Source organism: Streptomyces sp. TM32 (assembly GCF_004122755.1).
Lineage (GTDB): Bacteria > Actinomycetota > Actinomycetes > Streptomycetales > Streptomycetaceae > Streptomyces > Streptomyces sioyaensis.
Map to the genome: position 1 here is coordinate 1 of NZ_SDIG01000102.1, position 23006 is coordinate 23006.

General features: G+C 71.9%; 20 protein-coding genes and 1 pseudogene. 14 read left to right on the top strand and 7 right to left on the bottom strand.

What is annotated here, in order from left to right:
• Positions 1-513: 513 nt before the first annotated feature.
• Positions 514-2301, bottom strand: a pseudogene (locus tag EST92_RS21065) (AMP-dependent synthetase/ligase); the annotation flags it as partial.
• A gap of 277 nt (positions 2302-2578) precedes the next feature.
• On the opposite strand from EST92_RS21065, the gene EST92_RS21070 reads away from it, so the two are divergent.
• The 6 genes from EST92_RS21070 to EST92_RS21095 all read left to right on the top strand — a co-directional run bounded on the left by EST92_RS21070 (position 2579) and on the right by EST92_RS21095 (position 7848).
• On the top strand, positions 2579-3355 hold the full coding sequence (locus EST92_RS21070) for a metallophosphoesterase (RefSeq protein ID WP_129282420.1): 777 nt from the start codon (positions 2579-2581) through the stop codon (positions 3353-3355).
• Between the two features lie 218 nt (positions 3356-3573).
• Positions 3574-4077, top strand: coding sequence for an SRPBCC family protein (locus tag EST92_RS21075; protein WP_129282421.1), 504 nt, complete (start codon positions 3574-3576; stop codon positions 4075-4077).
• A gap of 2 nt (positions 4078-4079) precedes the next feature.
• Positions 4080-5282, top strand: coding sequence for an ArsA-related P-loop ATPase (locus EST92_RS21080; protein ID WP_129282422.1), 1203 nt, complete (start codon positions 4080-4082; stop codon positions 5280-5282).
• A 106-nt stretch (positions 5283-5388) separates the two neighbouring features.
• On the top strand, positions 5389-5865 hold the full coding sequence (locus tag EST92_RS21085) for a DUF5304 domain-containing protein (RefSeq protein WP_129282423.1): 477 nt from the start codon (positions 5389-5391) through the stop codon (positions 5863-5865).
• Between the two features lie 122 nt (positions 5866-5987).
• The gene (locus EST92_RS21090) at positions 5988-6929 is read left to right on the top strand and encodes an ROK family glucokinase (protein WP_093482763.1); all 942 of its coding nucleotides are present in this window, start codon (positions 5988-5990) and stop codon (positions 6927-6929) included.
• Positions 6930-7143: 214 nt separating this feature from the next.
• On the top strand, positions 7144-7848 hold the full coding sequence (locus tag EST92_RS21095) for an endonuclease/exonuclease/phosphatase family protein (RefSeq protein WP_129282432.1): 705 nt from the start codon (positions 7144-7146) through the stop codon (positions 7846-7848).
• 1 nt (position 7849) lies between these two features.
• On the opposite strand, the gene EST92_RS21100 is transcribed toward EST92_RS21095, so the two are convergent.
• On the bottom strand, positions 7850-8479 hold the full coding sequence (locus tag EST92_RS21100) for a hypothetical protein (protein ID WP_129282424.1): 630 nt from the start codon (positions 8477-8479) through the stop codon (positions 7850-7852).
• On the bottom strand, positions 8466-9272 hold the full coding sequence (locus EST92_RS21105) for an alpha/beta fold hydrolase (RefSeq protein ID WP_129282425.1): 807 nt from the start codon (positions 9270-9272) through the stop codon (positions 8466-8468). The genes EST92_RS21100 and EST92_RS21105 overlap by 14 nt, the downstream gene beginning before the upstream one ends.
• Positions 9273-9434: 162 nt before the next feature.
• Here EST92_RS21105 and EST92_RS21110 point away from each other — a divergent pair, with 162 nt between their 5' ends.
• From EST92_RS21110 to EST92_RS21130, 5 genes are all read left to right on the top strand, one after another.
• On the top strand, positions 9435-10169 hold the full coding sequence (locus tag EST92_RS21110) for a lysophospholipid acyltransferase family protein (protein ID WP_006606113.1): 735 nt from the start codon (positions 9435-9437) through the stop codon (positions 10167-10169).
• 141 nt (positions 10170-10310) lie between these two features.
• On the top strand, positions 10311-11564 hold the full coding sequence (locus EST92_RS21115; RefSeq protein WP_129282433.1) for a DUF5931 domain-containing protein: 1254 nt from the start codon (positions 10311-10313) through the stop codon (positions 11562-11564).
• Positions 11561-12232 (top strand): response regulator transcription factor, encoded by a 672-nt coding sequence (locus tag EST92_RS21120; RefSeq protein ID WP_006606115.1) that lies wholly within the window; start codon positions 11561-11563, stop codon positions 12230-12232. The genes EST92_RS21115 and EST92_RS21120 overlap by 4 nt, the downstream gene beginning before the upstream one ends.
• Positions 12233-12431: 199 nt before the next feature.
• Positions 12432-13460, top strand: coding sequence for a 6-phosphofructokinase (locus tag EST92_RS21125; protein ID WP_129282426.1), 1029 nt, complete (start codon positions 12432-12434; stop codon positions 13458-13460).
• Between the two features lie 182 nt (positions 13461-13642).
• Complete coding sequence (locus EST92_RS21130; RefSeq protein ID WP_129282427.1) at positions 13643-14659, top strand: 2-hydroxyacid dehydrogenase; 1017 nt, start codon at positions 13643-13645, stop codon at positions 14657-14659.
• Here EST92_RS21130 and EST92_RS21135 read toward each other — a convergent pair.
• Positions 14625-16595, bottom strand: coding sequence for an anthranilate synthase family protein (locus EST92_RS21135; RefSeq protein WP_129282428.1), 1971 nt, complete (start codon positions 16593-16595; stop codon positions 14625-14627). The two genes, EST92_RS21130 and EST92_RS21135, sit on opposite strands and share 35 nt — an antisense overlap.
• 259 nt (positions 16596-16854) lie before the next feature.
• On the opposite strand from EST92_RS21135, the gene EST92_RS21140 reads away from it, so the two are divergent.
• Together EST92_RS21140 and EST92_RS21145 are read left to right on the top strand one after the other, a co-directional pair.
• Entirely contained in the window at positions 16855-18204 is a 1350-nt protein-coding gene (locus tag EST92_RS21140; protein WP_129282429.1) for a 3-deoxy-7-phosphoheptulonate synthase class II, read from the top strand.
• 172 nt (positions 18205-18376) lie between these two features.
• Positions 18377-18652, top strand: a complete 276-nt coding sequence (locus EST92_RS21145) for a (2Fe-2S)-binding protein (protein WP_129282430.1) — start codon at positions 18377-18379, stop codon at positions 18650-18652.
• 90 nt (positions 18653-18742) lie between these two features.
• Here the strand turns inward: EST92_RS21145 and bfr are convergent, their stop codons facing one another.
• Entirely contained in the window at positions 18743-19219 is a 477-nt protein-coding gene (bfr, locus tag EST92_RS21150) for a bacterioferritin (RefSeq protein WP_129249550.1), read from the bottom strand.
• Positions 19220-19367: 148 nt separating this feature from the next.
• On the opposite strand from bfr, the gene EST92_RS21155 reads away from it, so the two are divergent.
• Complete coding sequence (locus EST92_RS21155; RefSeq protein ID WP_129282431.1) at positions 19368-20000, top strand: sulfite oxidase-like oxidoreductase; 633 nt, start codon at positions 19368-19370, stop codon at positions 19998-20000.
• A 24-nt stretch (positions 20001-20024) separates the two neighbouring features.
• Here the strand turns inward: EST92_RS21155 and EST92_RS21160 are convergent, their stop codons facing one another.
• The gene (locus EST92_RS21160; protein WP_244942590.1) at positions 20025-20918 is read right to left on the bottom strand and encodes a deoxyribonuclease IV; all 894 of its coding nucleotides are present in this window, start codon (positions 20916-20918) and stop codon (positions 20025-20027) included.
• Positions 20919-20979: 61 nt separating this feature from the next.
• Positions 20980-22938 carry a Stk1 family PASTA domain-containing Ser/Thr kinase gene (gene pknB / locus EST92_RS21165; protein ID WP_254068936.1) on the bottom strand — a complete coding sequence of 653 codons (1959 nt, stop codon included), beginning with the start codon at positions 22936-22938 and terminating at the stop codon, positions 20980-20982.
• Positions 22939-23006: the final 68 nt, after the last annotated feature.

Consider the following 23006-nt stretch of genomic DNA (forward strand, 5'->3'; position numbering starts at 1 on the left):
TCCGCGGGTGGGTGTCCGGACTGCTTCGCTTTACGTCCGGACACCCACCCGCTCCGGCCCGTCCCCTCCCGTTGTGGAGGGTGGGAAGAGGCCGGTGGGGGTGAACGTGGCTGGTCGAGTGCGCCTAGCCGCCTTGGGGTCGTACCGAAACGGCCATCCGTGGCCCGCCCCCACCCACCGTCACTCACTCCACTCACGGGAGGGGGCGGGCCGGAGGGGCCTGTTGTGTGGACGTAAAGCGAAGCAGTCCACACAACAGGCCCCGGAGGCCCGTCACCGCACCCAACAACCACCCGGCCCGCCGCAGGCGCAACGGCGAGAACACCCACGGCGGGAAAGCCGACAACGTACGGCGCGCCGCACAGCGCAACGGCGAAACACCACCACGGCGGGAAAGCCGACAACGTGCGGCGGCGCCGCAAAGCGCAACGGCGGGCGGACCGCGAAGCGGGCGACAAACGGCGCGCAACCACCATGGCGGGGAAGCCGAAAACGTGCGGCGCCCTACCCCCGGTAAATCGCCTCGATCTCCTCCGCGAAGTCCTTCGCGACCACGTTCCGCTTGAGCTTCAGCGACGGGGTGACATGGCCCGATTCTTCGGTGAACTGGGTCGGCAGAATACGGAACTTGCGCACCGACTCGGCCTTGGAGACGGCCGCGTTGCCGTCGTCGATCGCGCGCTGGACGGCGGCCAGCAGCTCCGGGTCCTCGGCGACCTGGGACGGCGTCACATCGGCAGGATGGCCGTGCTCCTCGGCCCAGCGGGGCAGGAACTCCTCGTCGAGGGTGACCAGCGCGCCGATGAACGGCCGGCCGTCGCCGACGACCATGCACTCGGCGATCAGCGCGTGCGCCCGGATACGGTCCTCGATCACGGCGGGGGCGACGTTCTTCCCGCCCGCGGTGACCAGGATTTCCTTCTTGCGGCCGGTGATGGCGAGGTAGCCGTCCTCGTCGAGGGTGCCGAGGTCGCCGGTGTGGAACCAGCCGTCGGACAGCGCCTCCTTGGTGGCCGACGGGTTGTTCCAGTACTCGGTGAAGAGGTGCTCGCCGTGCAGCAGGACCTCGCCGTCGTCGGCGATCCGTACCACCGAGCCGGGCAGCGGCTGGCCGACGCTGCCGATCTTCTGCCGGTCCCAGGGGTTGAAGGCGGTCGCCGCGCAGGACTCCGTCAGGCCGTAGCCCTCCAGGACGGTGAAGCCGATGCCGCGGTAGAAGTGGCCGAGGCGGTCACCGAGCGGGGCGCCGCCGGAGATGGCGTGGGTGGCGCGGCCGCCGAGGACGGCACGCAGCTTGCCGTAGACGAGCCGGTCGAAGACCTTGTACTTCAGCTTCAGCCCGAACGCCGGGCCCTCCGGGGCGTCCAGCGCGCGGCTGTAGGCGATCGCGACGTCCGCCGCCTTGTCGAAGATCTTGCCCTTGCCGTCGGCCTGCGCCTTGGCCCGCGCCGAGTTGTAGACCTTCTCGAAGACCCGCGGCACGCCCAGCACCAGCTTCGGCCGGAAGGAGGCGAGGTCGTCGGTGAGGTTCTTGATGTCGGGGGCGTGGCCCAGCTTGATGGGCGCCATCACCGCGGCGACCTGCACCAGCCGGCCGAAGACGTGCGCGATGGGCAGGAAGAGCAGCACCGAGGACTCGCCGGTACGGAACAGCGGGCGCAGCCGCTCGACGATGTTGCCGCACTCCGCGAAGAAGCTGCGGTGGCTGAGCACACAGCCCTTGGGGCGGCCGGTGGTGCCGGAGGTGTAGACGATGGTGGCCGGCGAATCGGCGTCGGCCAGCGCGCTGCGCGCCTCGACCTCGTCATCGGTGATGCCGGCGCCCGCGGCCTGCAGCCGGGCGATGGCGTCCCGCTCGATCTGCCAGATGTTCTCCAGCTCGGGCAGCCGGTCGCGCACCGACTCGACGGTCGCCTCATGGGTGGGGGACTCCACCAGGCAGGCCACCGCGCCGGAGTCGCCGAGGATCCACTGGATCTGTTCGGCCGAACTGGTCTCGTACACCGGGACGGTGACGGCACCGGCACTCCAGATGGCGAAGTCCAGCAGCGTCCACTCGTAGCGGGTGCGTGACATCAGACCGACCCGGTCGCCGGGCTGCACTCCGGAGGCGATCAGCCCCTTGGCCGCGGCGCGGACCTCGGCGAGGAAGGCGGCGGCAGTGACGTCCTGCCATGCGCCGTTCACCTTGCGTCCCATGACGGCAACATCCGGGTGCTGCGCGGCATTTCGGCGGATAAGATCCGTCAGATTGCCGTCCGCGGGGACCTCGTACAGGGCCGGAAGGCTGAACTCGCGCAAGACTGCTGCTCCTCAGAAGCGCCGGCGCCACGACGCTGTGTGTTGCACCGGCGGCGGTCCATGATCATGCAGGGGGGAGATTGGACTGCCCGGACGTTACCCATGGGTATTGCTGTGGGGATAGGGGGGAACGGCCAGATGTTTGATGCGTCACATGCTGCGGGACACGCCATGGGGACTCTTCCGCGCAGAGTAGACCAGCGGGTCGGTGACCCGAAAGTAACCCCAGGTCCCCCGCCCCCTCCCGGCCCTGCCCGGGCCGATCTAGGGTGACGGCATGCGCGTGCATGTGGTCAGTGACGTACACGGGAACAGCCGGGACCTGGCGGCGGCCGGAGAGGGTGCCGATGCCCTGATCTGCCTCGGTGACCTGGTCCTCTTCCTCGATTACGCCGACCATTCGCGCGGCATCTTCCCCGACCTCTTCGGCGCCGCGAACGCCGGCGCGCTGGTCGAACTGCGCACCGCCCGCCGCTTCGAGGAGGCCCGCGCGCTCGGCCGCAGACTGTGGGGAGAACTGGACGCCGCGGGCGCCAGCCGCGAGTCGGTGATCGAGGGCGCGGTCCGCCGGCAGTACGCCGAACTCTTCGCCGCCTTCCCGACGCCCACGTACGCCACCTACGGCAACGTCGACATCCCGCGCCTGTGGCCCGAGTACGCCCGGTCCGGCACCACCGTCCTGGACGGCCAGCGGGTGGAGATCGGTGGCCGGGTCTTCGGCTTCGTCGGCGGCGGCCTCACCAGCCCCATGCGGACCCCGTACGAAATCAGCGACGAGGAGTACGCCGCCAAGATCGAGGCGGTCGGTGAGGTGGACGTGCTGTGCACCCACATCCCGCCCGATGTCCCCGAGCTCTGCTACGACACCGTCGCCCGCCGCTTCGAGCGCGGCAGCGCGGCCCTGCTGCAGGCCATCCGCACCACCCGGCCCCGCTACTCCCTCTTCGGCCATGTGCACCAGCCGCTGGCCCGGAGGGTCCGGATCGAGGGCACGGAATGCGTCAATGTCGGGCACTTCAATGCGACCGGCACGCCCTACGTCCTCCAGTGGTGAGGCCGCAACGGCTCGGCCGGCGCGGGCGCGGCGCGTGGCCGGTGGCCGACCGGGCCCGTCGTGCCGCGCCTGCTGGTGTCGGCCCGCAGGTTCCCGCGCGGTAGCCTCAGAGCCGGTAGCAGCACAGACACCGCGTATCGGGGTCTGCCCCGCTCGGAGCTGAGAGCTCGGGGAAGCGCCGGCGGACCGGCATGAATCGGCATGGAGGAGTCACGGCGATGGCCGAACACACCAGCTCGAGCATCACGATCGAGGCGGCACCTGCCGAGGTGATGGGAGTGATCGCCGACTTCGACCGCTATCCGGAATGGACCGGCGAGGTCAAAGAGGCAGAGGTCCTCGACAAGGACGACCACGGCCGTGCCGCGCAGGTGCGGCTGCTGCTGGACGCCGGGGCGATCAAGGACGACCACACCCTCGCCTACACCTGGACCGGCGAGAACGAGGTCAGCTGGTCCCTGGTCAAGTCGCAGATGCTGCGCGCCCTCGACGGCTCCTACCGCCTGGCCGCGCTGAGCGGCGGCGCCCGTACCGAGGTGACGTACCAGCTGACCGTCGACGTCAAGATCCCCATGCTCGGGATGATCAAGCGCAAGGCCGAGAAGGTCATCATCGACCGTGCGCTGGCCGGGCTGAAGAAGCGCGTCGAGAGCGGCCCCGCCGACCACGCCGCCGGGCCCGCCGACGGCGCCGGCGCCACCGACGAGGCCAAGAAGCGCTGAGCGTGCGCACCGTCCTCGTCACGGGCCCCGGCGGCGCGGGCCGCACCACGCTCGCCGCCGCGACCGCCCTGGCCGGCGCCCGGCGAGGCGCGCGGGCACTGCTGCTCACCACCGAGAGCAGTGCGCCGGAATCGGTCCTGGGCGTCCCCCTCGGCGCCGATGCGCCCACCCCGATAGCGCCCGGCCTGCATGCCCGGCGCATCGACCCCGGTGACCGCTTCCGCCAGGAGTTCCTCGCGTTCCAGGAGCGCGCGGGCGCCGCCCTCGACCTGCTCGGCGCCGCCCCGCTCGACGAGGACGAACTCACCGAACTCCCCGGCTGTGAGGACTTCGCGCTGCTGCACGCGCTGCGCGCGGAACACGCCTCGGACGACTGGGACTTGGTCGTCGTCGACATGCCCTCGGCCGCCGAAACGGTCCGGCTGCTCGCCCTGCCGGCCCAGGTACGCCGCTATCTGCGCCGGCTGCTGCCCCCCGAGCGACAGGCCGCCCGCGCGCTGCGCCCGGTGCTCGCCCAGCTCGCCGGCGTCCCGATGCCGGCCCAGAAGCTGTACGACGCCGCCGAGCGCTGGGAGAGCGAACTCGCCGCCGTCCAGCGCGCGATCGACGACCCCGGCACCTCCGTCCGCCTGGTCACCGACGCCGGACCGGTCGCCGCCGCCACGCTGCGCGGCATCCGCGCCGGACTCGCCCTGCACGGCCGGCGCACCGACGGCGTGGTCGTCAACCGGCTGCTGCCCACCGGCTCCGCGGACCCCTTCCTCGCCGCGCTCTCCGGCAGCCAGCAGTCCGCCCTCAAGGTGCTGCGCGAGGAGTTCCCCGACGTCCCCGTCCACGAGGTGCCGCATCTGGGCCGCGACCCCCAGGGCGTCGGCGCACTCGACGAGTTGCTCGACGGCGGGGCCGGCGAGATCGCCGGGAGCGCTCCGGGCGAGGGGCCCGGCCGCGACCCGTGGACCGTCGAGGACCGGCTGGCCACCGACGGCATCCTCGTCTGGCGGGTGCCGCTGCCCGGCGCCGAACGCCGGGGGCTGGGGCTGGTGCGCCGCGGCGACGAGATCGTGGTCACCGTGGGCCGCTTCCGCCGGATCCGTACGCTGCCCTCCGCGCTGCGCCGCTGCACCGTCTCCGGCGCCGGACTGCGCGACGGCGTCCTGGACATCCGCTTCACCCCGGATCCCGGGCTGTGGCCCAAGAGCGACTGAACGCGGTACCACCGTTCGGGTACCGTCGAGGGTGGGGCCCGCCCCGACGTGCCCGTCTTGCACCCCTTCGCCGTACTGCCTCGCCGCAGGAGTCACGGAGTTCATCATGAGCGATGCCACCGAGCGCCCCGCCGACCGCAGGGCCGAGCCCGATGCCGACGCCTGGCAGACCGCCTGCGCCGAGGACCTCGCGGCCGAGCAGGCCCGCCACCGCGCCGCCCACGGCCCGCAGCCGGGCAGCGCCGCCGAGGAGCTGCGCAAGCTCGCCGAGGCGGTCACCGACAAGCTCGCCGGCATCCAGCTTCCCGGGGCGCTCGGCGGGATCGCCGCGCAGGGCGCCGTCAACCAGCTGTTCAAGCAGGCCAGGGCCGCCGTCGAGCCGGTGATCGAGCGCAACCCCGACATCTTCGACCACCTCGCCGCGGCCGGCTCCGAGCTGCTCGCCGCCTACCGCTCCGCCGTCGAGGGCAGCGAGCGCCGCTGGACCCGCGACGACCTCGACGACCGTCCCGCCGGCCGCCGCGGCGACGACCCCCGCGACGACGACGGCCCCGCCGGCACCGAGCGGATCGACCTCGACTGAGCGCTGTGGCCCCCGAGCACGGGGGCGTGCCCCTCACTTCGACCTCCTGAGGGGAGCGGCAGGCGCTCCTACCTCCGGTACGGTGGATCCCGGCGGGGTTCGAGCGAAAAACTGAGGGACACATGGGACTCACCATCGGCGTCGACATCGGCGGCACGAAGATCGCGGCCGGCGTGGTCGACGAAGAGGGCTCGATCCTTGAAACGTGCACGGTGCAGACTCCGCATGCCACCGAGGCGCTGACCGAGGCCATCGCCGAGGCGGTGCGCACCGTGGGAGCCGGTCATCACGTCGAGGCCGTCGGCATCGGCGCCGCCGGCTACGTCGACGAGAAGCGGGCCACGGTCCTGTTCGCACCGAACATCGACTGGCGCCACGAACCGCTCAAGGACAAGGTCGAACAGCGCGTCGGCCTCCCCGTGGTGGTCGAGAACGACGCCAACGCCGCGGCCTGGGGCGAGTACAAGTTCGGCGCCGGCCAGGGGCACAGCGACGTCATCTGCATCACCCTCGGTACCGGCCTGGGCGGCGGCATCATCATCGGCAACAAGCTGCGCCGCGGCCGGTTCGGCGTCGCCGCCGAGTTCGGCCACATCCGGGTGGTGCCCGACGGACTGCTCTGCGGCTGCGGCAGCCAGGGCTGCTGGGAGCAGTACGCCTCCGGCCGCGCCCTGCTGCGCTACGCCCGCCAGCGCGCCTTCGCCACCCCCGAGAACGCCCAGATCCTGCTGGCGCTCGGCGACGGCACCTCCGAGGGCATCGAGGGCCGGCACGTCAGCGAGGCCGCCCGCCAGGGCGACCCGGTGGCCATCGACTCCTTCCGCGAGCTGGCCCGCTGGGCCGGCGCCGGCCTCGCCGACCTCGCCTCGCTCTTCGACCCGTCCGCCTTCATCGTCGGCGGCGGCGTCTCCGACGAGGGCGAACTGGTCCTGGGGCCGATCCGCAAGTCCTTCCGCCGCTGGCTGGTCGGCAACCAGTACCGGCCGCACGCCCAGGTGCTCGCCGCCCAGCTCGGCGGCAAGGCCGGCCTGGTCGGCGCGGCCGACCTGGCGCGGCAGGGCTGAGAGGCCCGAGGGCCCGTCAGCGCCCGCTGCTGCATACGGCACCGCCCGTCGCGTCCCCCAGGGGTGCGGCGGGCGGTGCTCTATCTTGGCCCGCGTGACGATCCCGGTGAGAGGACCAGCCGCCTTGCTCTCGCTCCCCGAGTCCCGTACCGAGCCCGGTCCCGCTCCCGGCGAGGCCACCGGCGGCGGCACCGGCGGGCACAGCGGTGCGGCCGTGATCCGGGTGCTCAGCTACAACATCCGCTCGATGCGCGACGACCGGGCGGCGCTGGCCAGGGTCATCCGGGCCTGCGCCCCCGATCTCGTACTGATCCAGGAGGCGCCGCGGTTCTTCCGCTGGCGCAAGACCACCGAGAAGCTGGCCCGGGCGGCCGGTCTGGTCCACGTCACCGGTGGCGCCACGGCCGCGGGCCCGATGATCCTGTCCACCCTGCGCGCCCACGTGGAGCGCACGGAGGACATCCTGCTGCCGCGCACCCCCGGACTGCACCGGCGCGGTTTCGCCACCGCCGTGGTCCGCATCGGCGGGGCCCGCCTCGGCGTGCTCAGCTGCCACCTCAGCCTCGCCGACCGGGAGCGCTATGAGCAGGCCGGGCTGCTGCTGGAGCGGCTGGCCGCGCTGGACGTGCCGTACGCCGTCGCCGGGGGCGACCTCAACGACCGGCCGGACGGCCGCAGCTTCCGCCGGCTGGCAGGGGCGCTCACGGACGCCTGGGCGGCCCGACCGTGGGGCGGGGAGTTCACCTCCACGCCCCGTGACCCGCATCAGCGGATCGACGCGATCTTCACCACCGACGGTGTGGAGGTCCTCGGCTGCGGGGTGCCGCACGGGCTGCCGGGGGTACGGGAGGACGACCTCACGGCGGCCACCGACCATCTGCCCGTGCTGGCCGCCCTGCGGGTGCCGGCCACGGGCTGACTCACACCACCGCGCCGCTGCCCGGCAGGTCGTCGTCGTCCTCGTCGTCGCTCTTCATCCGGGCCACCAGGGTGGCGAACCCGCCGAGGAAGCCGCCGATGCCCAGAACCGTGATCCACCACGTCACCGGCTGCTGGAGGAGCACCATGGCCACCAGCAGCAGCGGGCCGCCGATCACCGCGATCCAGGCGAACTTGGTGGTGACGTCGGCCTGCGGCAGCGGGGGCGGTTCGGGCGGGGTGAAGTGGCCCTCGTCGGAGTCGTCGAAGTCGTCGTCGGACGCCTTGGCGGCGCTCCAGTCGCGGGGGCCGACCCCCGGCGCGTAGACCACGAAGCTGCCGGGACGCGAGCCGCCGCCGGTCAGGGGGCCCCCGGAACCGGTCCCGGACCCGGTGCCGCCTGCGGCCGTGCCGTCCTTCCCGGCCGCCTCGTCCTGCGACGCGTCCGCCTCGTCCTTGGCGGGCGTCTCACCCTTGCTGCTGCTGTCGCCGTCGCCGTCCGCGGCCGGGGGCGCCGGCGGGCCGTCCTCGGTGGGGAACGCCGGCTGCTCGCCGTAGCCCGCCACGATCTCGGCCCAGGCGGCCTCTTCGTCCAGCGGGTCCCGGGGGTCGCGGGGGCTACGCTCCGCCACGGTCCGCCGCCCCCTCCTGGGCGGTGCCCGCGGTGCCCGTCCGCGCCTGCGGAGCGAGCCGGGTGATGAAGTCGACGGTGTCCCGGAAGATCTGCTCCGCGTCGTGGTCGAGCGTCGCGACGTGGTAGCTGCGCTCCAGCAGCTTCTGGCGGACATCGGTCGAGGAGACCCGGCTCAGGATGCGTTCGGAGTCCACCGGCGGGACGACGTGGTCCTGCGGGCTGGTCATCACCAGCAACGGCTGGGTGACACGCGGGAGTTCGGAGTCGACCTGCTGGAAGAACCGGCGCAGCGAATACGCCGCGTCCAGCGGCACCCGGTCGTAGCCGACCTCCTTGATGCCGGGCTTGGCGATGTCGCTGGTGATCCCCTTGGTCGTCCGTACGAGGTGGCGCAGCACCGGCAGCAGCGGCGCGGCCGCGTCATGGATCTTGTTGCCGGGGTTGACCACGGCCACCCCGCTGATCGCGTCGCCGTGTTTGGCGGCCAGCCGCAGCGCCAGCGCGGCGCCCATCGACAGGCCGCAGACGAAGACGGTGGTGCAGTGCTCGGTCAGCGCCCGCAGTTCGCGGTCGACCTCGGCGTACCAGTCCTGCCAGGTCGTGATCTGCAGGTCCTGCCAGCGGGTGCCGTGACCGGGCAGCAGCGGCAGGCTGACCGTGAACCCCTGGTCGGCCAGATGCTCGGCCCAGGGGCGTACGGACTGGGGGGAGCCGGTGAAGCCGTGGCACACAAGGACGCCGACCTCTCCGCCGTCACGGCGGAACGGCTCGGCTCCGGGAAGGAGCGGCACCGGGGGACTCCGATCGATGAGGGGGCCTGGCGAGTTACCTCAGGGTACGCGGAGTGACGGCGGGCGGGTAGGTCCGGCGACGGGCACGACGCGAGGGGACGACCGCGGCAGGTTAAGGTCTTTGCGTCACACACAGGAGGCAGTCGGTTGATCTACGGCGCAATGAAGTTTTCCATCGGCGGGTCACTGAAGCTTGCCTTCAGGCCCTGGGTGGAAGGCATCGAGAACATTCCCGCCGAGGGTCCGGCGATCCTCGCGAGCAACCACCTGTCCTTCTCGGACTCCTTCTTCCTGCCCGCGGTGCTCGACCGGAAGGTCACCTTCATCGCCAAGGCGGAGTACTTCACCTCGCCGGGCGTGAAGGGCAAGCTGACCGCCGCGTTCTTCAAGGGCGTCGGCCAGCTGCCGGTCGACCGCTCGGGCGGACGCGGCGCGGGCGAGGCGGCGATCAAGAGCGGCATCGAGGTGCTGGAACGCGGTGAGCTCTTCGGCATCTACCCGGAGGGCACCCGCTCCCCGGACGGCCGGCTCTACCGCGGCAAGCCGGGCGGTCTGGCGCGGGTCGCACTGGCCACCGGGGCGCCGGTGATCCCCGTGGCGATGATCGACACCGAGAAGGTGCAGCCGCCGGGCAAGATCGTGCCCAAGATGATCCGGCCGGGCATCCGTATCGGCAAGCCGCTCGACTTCACCCGCTACCAGGGCATGGAGGGCGACCGCTTCATCCTCCGGTCGGTCACCGACGAGGTCATGTACGAGATCATGAAGCTGTCCGGCCAGGAGTACGTCGACATCTACGCGACCGCGGCCAAGCGGCAGATCGCCGACGCGGCGAAGGCGGCGGAGGCGCAGAAGAAGGCCGAGGCGGAGCAGGCCAAGAAGGCGGCCGCCGAATAGACGGGCAGGGCCGAGACCGGGTGTGAGTGCCCGGCGAGGGGGACGGCGATGACGGAGACCGACACGGACAGGGGCACAGCGGCGGTGCGCGGCGCCATGGCCGCCCGGCGCCATGGCAAGCGCCCCCCGAAGGCGCTGCGGATGTCCGTCGAACTCCCGCTGTGGCGGGCGCTCACCGGCTACCGGATCCTCACCCTCTTCTACGCCCTGTGCCTGATCGCGCTCTCCTACCGGCATTACTCCCATCCGCTGGTCGCCGTCGCGTACATGGGCGTGCTGACCGTGTGGATGGCGCTGACCTGGCGGCGTACCACGTCACGGGAGCGCTGCACCCGGCAGTTCCTGGCCGCCGACCTCGGCGTCGCGGTCGGCGGGATCCTGCTCACGCTGGCAGCCGACACCCACCTCCGCATCATGGGCGGCGCGCCGACGCTGCCGTCCATCTGGACGGCGGGTGCCGTCCTCGGCTTCGCGATCAAGGGCGGCTGGCGGTGGGCCGCGGTGGCCTCCACCGTCGTGGCGGTGGCCAATCTGGTCGAGCGCCAGGAGCTGGCCCGCGACACCGTCCACAACGTGGTGCTGGTGTGGGTGGCCAGCGTCGGCATCGGCTACGTCGTCGAGGTGGCCCGCTCCAGTGAGCGCACCCTTGCGCGCGCCCTGCAGATCGAGGCGGCCACCCGCGAGCGGGAGCGGCTGGCCCGCGACATCCACGACAGCGTGCTGCAGGTGCTGGCCATGGTGCAGCGGCGCGGTGCCACGATCGGCGGCGAGGCGGCCGAACTCGGCCGGATGGCCGGTGAACAGGAGGTCGCGCTGCGGACGTTGGTCGCCGGCGGGCTGCTGCCGCCGCACGGCGGCCGGCCCGGCACGGCGCCCGGGGTGCCGCACCAGGGCGGTGACGGCGTACCGGACGACCTCGCGGCACCCGTCGCGGCCGGACCGGCGGCGTCCGGCCGCGGGCCGTGCGATGTGCGGGCGCTGCTCGCCCCGTTCGCGCGCGCCGGTGTCACGTTCTCCGAGCCCGGCGCCCCGGTGGAGCTGCCGGCCGCCGCGGCGGCCGAGCTCGCGGCCGCTGTCAGTGCCGCGTTGGACAATGTCCGGGTGCATGCGGGGGACGGTGCCCACGCATGGATCCTGGTGGAGGACGAACCGGACGCGGTGCTGGTGACCGTCCGCGACGACGGCCCCGGCATTCCCGAGGGCCGGCTCGCCGACGCCGAGCGGGAGGGCCGGCTGGGGGTGGCCCTGTCGATCCGCGGCCGGCTGCGGGATCTGGGCGGCAGCGCCCAGTGGGTCTCGGTCCCCGGCCAGGGCACGGAAGTGGAATTGACGGTCCCCAAGAAGGGCGCGTCCGGTGCGTCCGAGGGCACACGGCGGGGGAAGGCAGGCACGTGAACGAGCAGCCGGCGCTGAAGGTCATGGTGGTCGACGACCACCCGATGTGGCGCGACGCGGTCGCCCGGGATCTGGCGGAGGCCGGGTTCGAGGTCGTGGCGACGGCCGGGGACGGCCTCCAGGCGGTGCGCAGGGCGCAGGCCGCGGCGCCCGACGTGCTGGTCCTGGACCTCAATCTGCCGGGGCTGCCCGGCGTGCAGGTGTGCAAGCAGCTGGTCGGCGCCCGTCCGGCGCTGCGGGTGCTGGTGCTGTCCGCGAGCGGTGAGCACGCCGATGTGCTGGAGGCGGTCAAGTCCGGGGCGACGGGCTATCTGCTGAAGTCGGCGAGCACCCAGGAGCTGCTGGACGCGGTGCGGCGCACGGCCGCCGGCGACGCGGTGTTCACCCCGGGCCTGGCCGGTCTGGTGCTGGGCGAGTACCGCCGGCTGGCGACCGAACCGGCCCCGGCGACGCCGGACGAGCCGGGCGCACCGCAGCTGACGGACCGGGAGACCGAGGTGCTGCGCCTGGTCGCCAAGGGGCTCTCGTACAAGCAGATCGCCGAGCGGCTGGTCATCTCGCACCGCACGGTGCAGAACCACGTCCAGAACACCCTCGGCAAGCTTCAGCTGCACAACCGCGTGGAGCTGGTGCGCTACGCCATCGAGCGCGGCCTCGACGAGGTCTGACCGGTGCGGGACACCGGCCGGACCGGCCGCCACCCGGAGGGAGCCGCTCGTACGGGTGAACGCCGCCGTCAACTGCCTGCTGAATCACCGGCGTCACCGTTTGCCGCATTCCTGAGTGACCCAGATCACCATTAGCGTGACCGGGGTCGGATCGAAGACGGCCGTGCGCGGCCACTGACGGGATGTAGGTGAAGCAGCGATGCGGGTCGGAGTACTGACCGGCGGCGGCGACTGCCCCGGTCTGAACGCGGTGATCAGGGGCATCGTCCGCAAGGGCACCCAGGAGTACGGATACGAGTTCGTCGGCTTCCGGGACGGCTGGCGCGGGCCGCTGGAGGATGACACGGTCCCGCTGGACATCCCGGCGGTGCGCGGCATCCTGCCCCGCGGCGGCACGGTCCTCGGTTCCTCGCGGACCAACCCCTTCAAGCAGAACGACGGCGTGCGCCGGATCCGGGAGACGCTCGCCAAGGAGGAGGTCGAGGCCCTGATCGCGATCGGCGGCGAGGACACCCTCGGCGTCGCCGCCCGGCTCTTCGAGGAGCACGGGGTCCCCTGCGTCGGCGTCCCCAAGACCATCGACAACGACCTGTCGGCCACGGACTACACCTTCGGCTTCGACACCGCCGTCGGCGTCGCCACCGAAGCCATCGACCGGCTGCACACCACCGCCGAATCCCATATGCGGGTCCTGGTCGTCGAGGTGATGGGCCGGCACGCCGGCTGGATCGCGCTGCACTCAGGCCTCGCCGGCGGGGCGAACGTCATCCTGATCCCGGAGCAGCGCTTCGACATCGAGCAGGTCTGCCGGTGGATCGAGTCCCGCTTCAAGGTCCGCTACGCCCCGATCGTGGTCGTCGCCGAGGGCGCGATGCCCAAGGACGGCCAGATGGTGCTCAAGGACGACTCCACCGACTCCTTCGGGCATGTCCGGCTCTCGGGCGTGGGGGAGTGGCTGGCCAAGGAGATCGAGTCACGGACCGGCAAGGAGGCCCGTACCACCGTCCTCGGGCACACCCAGCGCGGCGGCACCCCCAGCGCCTTCGACCGCTGGCTGGCCACGCGCTTCGGGCTGCACGCGATCGACGCGGTACAGGACGGCGACTTCGGCAAGATGGTCGCGCTGCGCGGTACGGACATCGTCCGGGTGCCGATCGCGGAGGCGACCGCCCGGCTGAAGACCGTCGATCCGGCGCTCTACGCAGAGGCCGGAGTGTTCTTCGGCTGAACCGGGCCGCCTGTCCTGCCCTGGGTCGCCCCCGTCCGGCCCGGGGCCGCCGCCCGCCCCGCCCCGGGCGTACCACCGGGCGAAGCGCCGTAGTGGGTCGTATATTCGCCGTACGCGACATATCCGGCCTCTTGCCCATGGGCGGGAGGAATCCAGCCGGCGTACGAACCCGGGAGAACTCAGTGGAGATCGTCGCCTTCGGTGTGCAGGCGGATGAGCGGCCGATCCTGGAGAAGGCCTTCGCCGGCCGCCACCAGGTCCGCAGCCTGGATGTCGCCCTCAACCGCGACACCGCTCCCATCGCCCACGGTTACGAGATCGTCAGCGCGGGCGTCACCGCCGACCTGGGCGCGGACGTGCTGCAGACCCTCGCGGCCGGCGGGACGAAGATGATCGCCCAGCGCGCCACGGGCTTCAACAACATCGACCTGCAGGCCGCGGCCGACCTCGGGATGAGCGTCGGCCGGGTCTGCCGTTACTCGCCGTACGCGGTCGCCGAATTCGCCTGGGGGCTCGCGCTGGCGGTCAACCGGCGGATCGTCATGGCCAGCCACCGCACCCGTAACTTCGACTTCCGGCTGGCCGGCCTGATGGGCCGGGATCTGCGCGGACGGACGGCGGGAGTGCTCGGCACCGGCCGGATCGGCGAGGCGTTCACCGAGATCGCCCACGGCTTCGGGATGCGCCTGCTGGGCTGGGACCTCGCCGAGAACCCGCGCTGCCTCGACCTGGGCATGGCGTACGTCACCCGGGAGCGGCTGTTCGCCGAGGCGGATCTGATCACCCTGCACGTCCCCCTGGTGGCGGAAACCCGGCACCTCATCGACGCCAAGGCGCTGGCCGCGATGAAGGACGACGCGATCCTGATCAACTCCAGCCGCGGCGGGCTCGTCGACACCGTGGCCCTCGTCGACACGCTCAAGACCGGCCGGCTCACCGGCGTCGGCCTGGACGTCTACGAGGAGGAGGGCGCGTACTTCTACGCCGACAAGTCCCTGGACGTCATCGGCGACGACACCCTCGCCCGCCTGATGACCTTCTCGAACGTGCTGGTCACCTCGCACCAGGCGTACTTCACACAGGAGGCGGTGGACCAGATCGTCGAGACCACCGTGGCCAACGTCGAGGACTATCTGGCCCACCGCACCAACGCGAACATGCTGGTCACACGAGGACAGCTGCCAGCAGCTGTGCGGTGATCGACGCACCGTCCAGGGTCAGCACCGACTCGGGGTGGAACTGCACCCCCGCAAAGCCCGGACCGCGCAGCGCATGCACCTCGCCGGTGTCCGCGTCCCGGCTCAACTCGACGCGGTGCATGGCGAGTTCGGTCGCCGTGGTGTCGTCGCAGCGGGCCGTGAAGGTGTTGTAGAAGCCCACCGTTTCCTGGCGGCCGAAGAAGTCGATCCGCTCCTGCGCGCCCTGGAAGGGCATCTCCTTGCGGACGATCTCCAACCCCAGCTCCGCGGCGAGCAGTTCGTGCCCCAGACACACGCCCAGGATCCCGTGTCGGTGCTCCGCCACCAGCTCCGCGGTCAGCGACCGCAGAAAGCGCATCTTCGGGTCGGCGGCATCGGACGGATCGCCCGGTCCCGGGCCCAGCACGACCGGGCCCCGGTGCGCCCGGGCGGCCTCGCGCAGCCCCGGCTCGTCGAAGCGCCGCACGATGACCTCCAGGCCCGAGGTGCGCAGCAGATGCGCGAGCATCGCGGTGAAGGTGTCCTCCGCGTCGATGACCAGGGCCCGACCGCTCAGCTCGGCGACCGGCGCGGTGGTCTGCATCCGCAGCCAGAAGGGGGCCAGGCCGGCCCGGCGGGCGTCCAGCGCGGCCCGCACCCGCGGGTCGTCGGCCAGCCGCGGCGGGCGGCTGCCGTCCGCGGGCCGCGCGGGCGCGGGCCGCACCCCCAGCGCACTCAGCACCCCCGCCGCCTTGGCGTGCGTCTCGGCGACCTCGCTGTACGGGTCGGAGGCGCGCACCAGCGTGGCGCCGACCGGCACCCGCAGCCGCCCGGCGGCGGAGATGTCGGCGGTACGGATCAGGATCGGCGAGTCCAGCGTCCGGGTGCCGGCGCCCTCCTGCGGCCCGCCGCCCGGGGCCCGCCCGATCAGCGCCAGCGCGCCCGCGTAGTAGCCGCGGCCCCGCCCGTCACCGCCCACCGGCTCGTGCCGCTCGATGACCCGGCAGGCGTTCTGCACCGGCGACCCGGTGACCGTCGCCGCGAACATCGTCTCCTTGAGCACCTCGCGCACATCGAGGGTGGACCGGCCGCGCAACTCGTACTCGGTGTGCGCCAGGTGCGCCATCTCCTTGAGCCGGGGCCCGATGACCACCCCGCCCTTGTCGCCCACGGTGCACATCATCTTCAGTTCCTCGTCCACCACCATGGACAGCTCCTCGGCCTCCTTGCGGTCGTCGAGGAACGCCAGCAGGCTCTCGGTGGTCGGGCCGTCCTGCGGGTAGCGGTAGGTGCCGCTGATGGGGTTCATCACGACCGTGCCGCCCGACATCCGCACATGCACCTCGGGGCTGGCGCCGACCAGCGTGTGCACCCCCGGGCGGTGCACCACATACGTCCAGTACGCCCCGCGCTCACCGGCCAGCAGCCGCCGGAACAGCGCCAGCGCGTCGGCCGCCGAGAAGTCCGCGATCTCGCCCTGGAACGTCCGGCGGATCACGAAGTTCGCGCCCTCCCCGGTGCCGATCTCGTCCCGTACCACGCGCCCGACGATCTCGGCGTAGGCGTCGTCGTCCACGTCGAACGCCCCGTTCGCCACCTGCACATCATGCGTGGGCAGTGCCGCCAGCAGCTCGTCCAGGGGCACCTCGGTGCTCTCCCGGGGCCGCAGCACGGCCAGCGGGGTGCCGTCGTCGTGGGCCCGGAAGCCGCGCTCGCGGATCTGCCGGAAGGGGATCAGCGCGAGGGCGTCGGTCACCGGCGCGTCCGGCACCCCCTCGCCCAGCGGGATGTCGGCCAGCCGCTCGACCTCGGTGACCTCGCCGGTCAGCACCTCGACGGCGCTGCCGTCCCGACCGGGGGAGCGGCGGCGCAGCAGGGCGAACGGCGGGCAGGCGGGGTCGAGCAGCCGGCCGACGAGGGCGGCGGCGTCGGTGGCGGCGGGGGGCTCGCGGTGCATGGCGGGGTTCCTTCCAGGAGGGGAGGGAACGGCCGCCGGAAAAGGCTGAAGGCCGCCCCTCGGGCGGCCTTCGCGGAGTGTGGGATGCGCGCGAAATCAGTGGGCCGCCGGATGAGCGGTCCACCACCAGTTCATGTTCATGGCCGGATGCGCGTGCATGCCGGTCACCCTACCGGACGTCCGCGCCGCCGCCGGTGCGGCCGTCTCACACTCCGGTCTGGGTACTGGACGCTCGACGGGACCCCGTAATGTTGGCTGTGTGACCGTGAACGCTGAAACCCACGCCGGTGGACACACCTGGCGAGACCTGCCCGCGGCGCAGCAGCCTGACTGGCCGGACCAAGAGGCTCTGCGCGATGTGATCGCGGAGCTCGAGTCCTATCCGCCGCTCGTCTTCGCGGGCGAGTGCGACCAGCTGCGCGAGCGCCTGGGAGCAGTCGCCCGTGGTGAGGCGTTCCTGCTGCAGGGCGGCGACTGCGCGGAGGCCTTCGATGCCGTCTCCGCCGAGCACATCCGCAACAAGCTCAAGACGCTGCTGCAGATGGGCGCCGTCCTGACCTACGCCGGGTCCGTCCCGGTGGTCAAGGTCGGCCGGATCGCCGGCCAGTACAGCAAGCCGCGCTCCAAGCCCACCGAGACCCGCGACGGCGTGACGCTGCCCACCTACCGCGGCGACTCCGTCAACGGCTTCGAGTTCACCGAGGCGGCCCGCATCCCGGACCCGCAGCGGCTCAAGCGGATGTACCACGCCTCCGCGGCGACCCTGAACCTCGTGCGCGCCTTCACCACCGGCGGCTACGCCGACCTGCGCCAGGTGCACGCCTGGAACCAGGACTTCGTGAAGTCCTCGCCCTCCGGCCAGCGCTACGAGGCGCTGGCCCGCGAGATCGACCGCGCGATGAACTTCATGAACGCCTGCGGGGTGGATCCGGAGGAGTTCCGCACCGTCGAGTTCTACGCCTCCCACGAGGCGCTGGTCCTCGACTACGAGTCGGCGCTGACCCGGGTCGACTCGCGCACCAGCCACCTCTACGACGTCTCCGGGCACATGCTCTGGATCGGCGAGCGCACCCGTCAGCTCGACGGTGCGCACATCGAGTTCGCCGCGCGGGTGCGCAACCCCATCGGCGTCAAGCTCGGCCCGACGACGACGCCCGAGGACGCGCTGACGCTGATCGAGCGGCTCGACCCGGAGCGTGAGCCGGGCCGGCTGACCTTCATCACCCGCATGGGAGCGGACAAGGTCCGCGACCGGCTCCCCGAGCTGGTCGAGAAGGTCACCGCCTCCGGCGCCCAGGTCGCCTGGATCTGCGACCCGATGCACGGCAACACCTTCGAGGCGGCCTCCGGTCACAAGACCCGGCGCTTCGACGATGTGCTGGACGAGGTCAAGGGCTTCTTCGAGGTCCACAAGAGCCTCGGCACGCACCCGGGCGGCATCCACGTCGAGCTGACCGGTGACGACGTCACCGAGTGCGTGGGCGGCGGCGACGAGATCTTCGTCGACGACCTCCACCAGCGCTACGAGACCGCCTGCGACCCGCGGCTCAACCGCAGCCAGTCGCTCGACCTGGCGTTCCTGGTGGCGGAGATGTACCGCGACCAGTGAGCCGGTGGGCAGCTGACCTGCACTGACGGTCAGGGACAACAGACGATGGGGCGCGGATCCTGTGATCCGCGCCCCATCGCGTTGTACAGCCCCCGCGGTGCCAGGTAAGGTAAGGGTAACCTCACTCAAGATCAGCCGGATCGATGAGGTTCCTTACGGAGGTGACATCCGCGTGTACGTCTGCTCTTGCTTCGGGATCACCGAGCAGCAGGTCCGCGACCACGCGGACACCGGCGCCTGCACGCCCCGCCAGATCGCCTCCGCCTGCAAGGCCGGCACCGACTGCGGCAACTGCGTACGCCGCATCCAGGCCCTGCTCGGCCGGGGCTCCTGCCCCCGCCGGGAGCTCATTGAGAACGGCGCGTCCGAGCCGCTGGGCGGCGTGTCCGAGCCGCTGGCCGCGGCGGCGGGCGCAGTGGAGCCCGTGGCGCTCTCGGAGGCCGCGTAGCCGTGAGGGGTCGCGTGACCCTCAGAGGTGAGGGGGGTCCTCCCCTGCTACCCGGGCGGTGGCCGCGAAGGCGCATCGACCCGCTCGCGCTCAGCTCGGCTGCTCGATGAGCTGCGCGATGTAGAGCGCTTCGCCCAGCTTTTCGATCAGTTCCAGCTGGGTGTCGAGATAGTCGATGTGGTGCTCCTCGTCCGCGAGGATGTCCTCGAAGATATTCGCCGAGGTGATGTCGCCCTTGGTGCGCATGAGTTCGATTCCGCGCTTGAGCCGGTCGATTGCCTCGACCTCGACCTGCCGGTCGGCCTGGAACATCTCGGTGACGGTCTGGCCGACCCGCACATGGAAGAGCCGCTGGTAATTCGGCAGACCTTCGAGGAAGAGAATCCGGTCCGTCAGGATCTCCGCGTGCTTCATCTCGTCGAAGGACTCGGAGCGGGTGTACTTCGCGAGCTTCGTCCAGCCGAAGTTCTCCTGCATCTTGGCGTGCAGGAAGTACTGGTTGATCGCGGTCAGCTCGGCGGTCAGCTGCTCGTTGAGGAATTCGATGACCTCAGGGTCGCCCTGCATGGCTGCGGGCTCCTTCCACGCGAGAACTGGGCAGGTGCCGCGCATCCTCGCACCGCCCGGAGCGGGCCGTCCAGTAAGTGCATGCTTAGTACGAGTTGCCCCAATCCCTCCCCTCGCTGGTCATCGGCACCCCTTCCGGTCTGACACCATGGAGGGCATGGGTCAGCCGGAAAGCCGCGAAGAGGAGCCTCCTGCGCTCCCTCCGGGACAGCGGCTGCAGCGGGGCTGGCCGGTGACCCATTACGGGCCGGTCCCCAAGTTCCGTCCCGAACGCTGGGAGTTCCGGGCTTTCGGCGCCACCGCCGACGGCGCGAAACACTGCTGGTCACACGAGGAATTCACGGCACTGCCGTACACCACGGTCGTCGCCGATATGCACTGCGTGACGAAATTCAGCATGCTGGGAGCCGAATGGGGCGGGGTGCGCACCACCACCATTCTTGATCTTGCACCGCCCGCGCCCGATGTCACCCATGTGATGGTGTGGGCCGAGTACGGCTTCAGCTCGAATCTGCGGATCGAGGATTTCGCCGGGGAGAAGTGCCTCTTCGCCACCCACCACTCGGGAGAACTCCTCACCGCGGAGCACGGCTTTCCGGTCCGCCTGATCGTTCCGCATCTGTACGCCTGGAAAGGCCCCAAGTGGGTCCGCGGCATCGAATACATGCGGGCCGACCGCCGCGGCTTCTGGGAGGAGCGCGGCTACCACAACCTCGGTGACCCGTGGCGGGAGCAGCGCTACTCGTACCAGGAAGAGCCCGGGGACGGCCCCGAGCTCTGACCCCGTCGCGGCGGCCCGCCCCGGTCAGCGCCCGCGCAGCTCCTTGAGCCGCGCCACGTCCGCCGCATGCCCTTCCTTGCCGCCGGGCGTCTCGACGACCAGCGGGACCCCGGCCGTCGCGGGATGGGTGAACAGCTCACCGAACGGCCCCGCACCGATGTGACCGGCGCCGATGTTCTCGTGCCTGTCCTTGTGGGCGCCGGCCACGTCCTTGGAGTCGTTGGCGTGAATCAGCTTCAGCCGGCCCTCGCCGGTGACCTCCACCAGCTCGTCCAGCAGCGCCTTCGTCCCGCCCGGCGCCGCCATGTCGTGCCCGGCCGCGAACGCGTGACAGGTGTCGAGGCAGACCCCCAGCCTGGGGTGGCGGTCCAGCGCGTCGAAGTACGGGCCGAGATCCTCGGCCATGGCACACAGCGACGCCCCCTGCCCGGCCGTCGGCTCCAGCAGCAGCCAGGGGTCGTCCGGGTGCGTCAGCTCGTCGAGCAACGGCCGCAGACGCTCCCTGACCTGCGCCATCGCCGCCGCCCGCGGCCGCCCGCCGGTCGCCGAGCCGGTGTGCACGACCACCCCGAGCGCACCGATCTCCCGGCCGCGGCGCAGCGAGTGGCGCAGCGACAGCACGGACCGCTCGACCGTCGCCTCGGTGTGCGACCCGAAGTTGATCAGATACGGGGCGTGGACATAGACGGGAATCCGCTCCTGGGCACAGGCCGCCCGGAACGCCTCGTCCTGCTCCGGGTTGCCGGGCGCCGTCGCCCAGCCGCGCGGATTGGCCACGAAGACCTGGACGACCTCGTCGCCCATCTCCCGGGCGTACGGAAGGCCGGTCTTCGCCAGCCCGCCGGCCACCGGAACATGGCCGCCGACGGGATTGCGTGCACGGGCGCGCAACTCGGCGCCCTGGGGGGAAGTTCTCACCCCTTCAGGGTGCCAGGTGCCCCGCGGCCGCCGTCCGCCGGACGGCCGCGGAGCCGCCCGCCTACAGCCCGCCCTTGAGCTTGATGGTGATCGTGCCGCCCTTCGGCGCCTTCTGGCCGGCCTCGACGGACTGGGAGTCGACCGTGTCCTGCGGGAAGAAGAACGGCTTGTCCACCTCGACCTGGAAGCCCAGGTCGGTCAGCTGCTTCTTGGCGTCGTCGACGTTCTTGCCGGTCACGTCCGGGACGGGGATCATCTCCGGGCCCTTGGACAGCGTCAGGGTGACCGTCTCGCCCTTGCCGAGCCGCCCGCCCTCGGCCGGCGTCTGCCGGGCGACGGTGCCCTTGTCCTGCGTGGAGAAGACCGGCTGGTCGGCGAAGCGCACCTGGAAGCCGGCCTCGCGCAGCGTGGTCGCGGCGTCCGCGCCCTTGCTGCCGAGCACCCCCGGCACCTGGACCGCGCTGCCCCGGCTGATGGTCAGCCCCACCGCGGTGTCCGGCCGCCGCTTGCTGCCCGCGGCCGGGTCCGTACGGATCACCGAGCCCTTGGCCACCTCGTCGCTGAACGCCCGCGCCTCGGTGCCCGGGATCAGCCCGCGGTCGCGCAGCTTCCGCTTGGCGTCGGCGACCGGGGTGCCGGACAGGTCGGGCACGGTGACGATCTCCGGGCCGCGGGAGACGGTGAGGGTGACCGTGTCGGTGCCGCGGATCCGCTTGCCGGTCGCCGGATCCGTCTTCATGACGTGACCGCGGTCCACGTTCGCGCTGAAGCCGCGCACCACCTTCACGCCCAGGCCCTCGTCCCGCAGCGTCTTCTCGGCCTTGGCCTGCGGCATGTCCAGCACCGCGGGCACGGTCGTGAACTGGCCGGAGTTGATGTACCAGACGCCCGCGCCCACCCCGAGGACCAGCAGCACGGCCGCGAGGACGGTGAGCAGCCCCCGGCGCCGCGGCAGCCCGCGGCGGTCCGGCGCACCCGTCGCGCCCGGCACCGGCCGCAGCCGGGTGGTCCGCTCCTCCGGCGGCACCTCCAGCCGGCTGGTGCGGTTCAGCTCCGCCCCGTCCGCCCCCGGCGCCGTGCCGGCCGGCCGGGGTATCACGTCCGTCCGCTCCGAGCCGTCGCCGCCCGCCGGCACCTCCTTGGCCTGCGGCGGTACGACGTCCAGCTGGGCGTCGGTCAGCTGTGCCCTCGCCTCCTGCGCCCGGGCCAGCAGCGCCACCGCGTCCTGCGGGCGGTGCTGCGGATCGCGGGCACAGGCCAGCGCGATCAGCTCGTCCAGCTGCGGTGCGAGCCCCGGCACCAGGTCGGACGGCGGCAGCACGTCCTCGTGCAGATGCTGGTAGAGGACCTGCGCCACGGAGCCGCCGGTGTGCGGCTTGGTGCCGGTCAGCATCTCGTAGAGCACCACACCGCAGGCGTAGACATCGACCCGGGCGTCCGCGGTGCCGTGCTCCATCTGCTCGGGCGCGAGATAGGAGACCGTCCCCAGGACGGAGCCGGTCGAGGCGGTGGTGTGCGTGTCGACCGCGCGCACCAGCCCGAAGTCGGCGACCTTGACCCGGCCGTCGTCGCCGATCAGGACGTTCTCCGGCTTCATGTCGCGGTGCACCAGGCCGGCGCGGTGCGCGGCCCCCAGCGCGGCCAGGATCGGCTCCAGGATGTCCAGCGCGGCCCGCGGCTGCAGGGCGCCCCGTTCGCGCAGCACATCGCGCAGCGTGCAGCCGGCGACGTACTCCATCGCCAGATAGACGTAGGTACCGTCCGTGCCCTGATCGAAGACGCCCACCACATTGGGGTGCGACAGCCGCGCCACGGACTTCGCCTCGCGGATGAAGCGGTCGACGAACGCCCTGTCCGTGGCCAGACTCGGGTGCATCACCTTCAGGGCGAGCAGACGGTCCAGCCGGGTGTCCATGGCCTGGTAGACCGTGGCCATCCCCCCGGCGGCGATGCGCGCCTGGACGCGGTAACGGCCGTCGAGCAGCTGGCCCACGAGCGGGTCCTGAAGGGTCGTATCCACGGGGGACGAGTCTAGCTATGGGTTTGCTTCCCACGTATTTGGCTTTCCCGCCGTGACGCTGCGCTTTG

Bases quoted from the DNA above. Each gene is read 5' to 3' on its own strand.
- EST92_RS21090 (WP_093482763.1), top strand. From the start codon at position 5,988: ATGGGACTCACCATCGGCGTCGACATCGGCGGCACGAAGATCGCGGCC.
- EST92_RS21115 (WP_129282433.1), top strand. From the start codon at position 10,311: ATGTCCGTCGAACTCCCGCTGTGGCGGGCGCTCACCGGCTACCGGATC.
- EST92_RS21075 (WP_129282421.1), top strand. From the start codon at position 3,574: ATGGCCGAACACACCAGCTCGAGCATCACGATCGAGGCGGCACCTGCC.
- EST92_RS21155 (WP_129282431.1), top strand. From the start codon at position 19,368: ATGGAGGGCATGGGTCAGCCGGAAAGCCGCGAAGAGGAGCCTCCTGCG.
- EST92_RS21125 (WP_129282426.1), top strand. From the start codon at position 12,432: ATGCGGGTCGGAGTACTGACCGGCGGCGGCGACTGCCCCGGTCTGAAC.
- EST92_RS21070 (WP_129282420.1), top strand. From the start codon at position 2,579: ATGCGCGTGCATGTGGTCAGTGACGTACACGGGAACAGCCGGGACCTG.
- bfr (WP_129249550.1), bottom strand. From the start codon at position 19,219: ATGCAGGGCGACCCTGAGGTCATCGAATTCCTCAACGAGCAGCTGACC.
- EST92_RS21110 (WP_006606113.1), top strand. From the start codon at position 9,435: ATGAAGTTTTCCATCGGCGGGTCACTGAAGCTTGCCTTCAGGCCCTGG.
- EST92_RS21085 (WP_129282423.1), top strand. From the start codon at position 5,389: ATGAGCGATGCCACCGAGCGCCCCGCCGACCGCAGGGCCGAGCCCGAT.
- EST92_RS21135 (WP_129282428.1), bottom strand. From the start codon at position 16,595: ATGCACCGCGAGCCCCCCGCCGCCACCGACGCCGCCGCCCTCGTCGGC.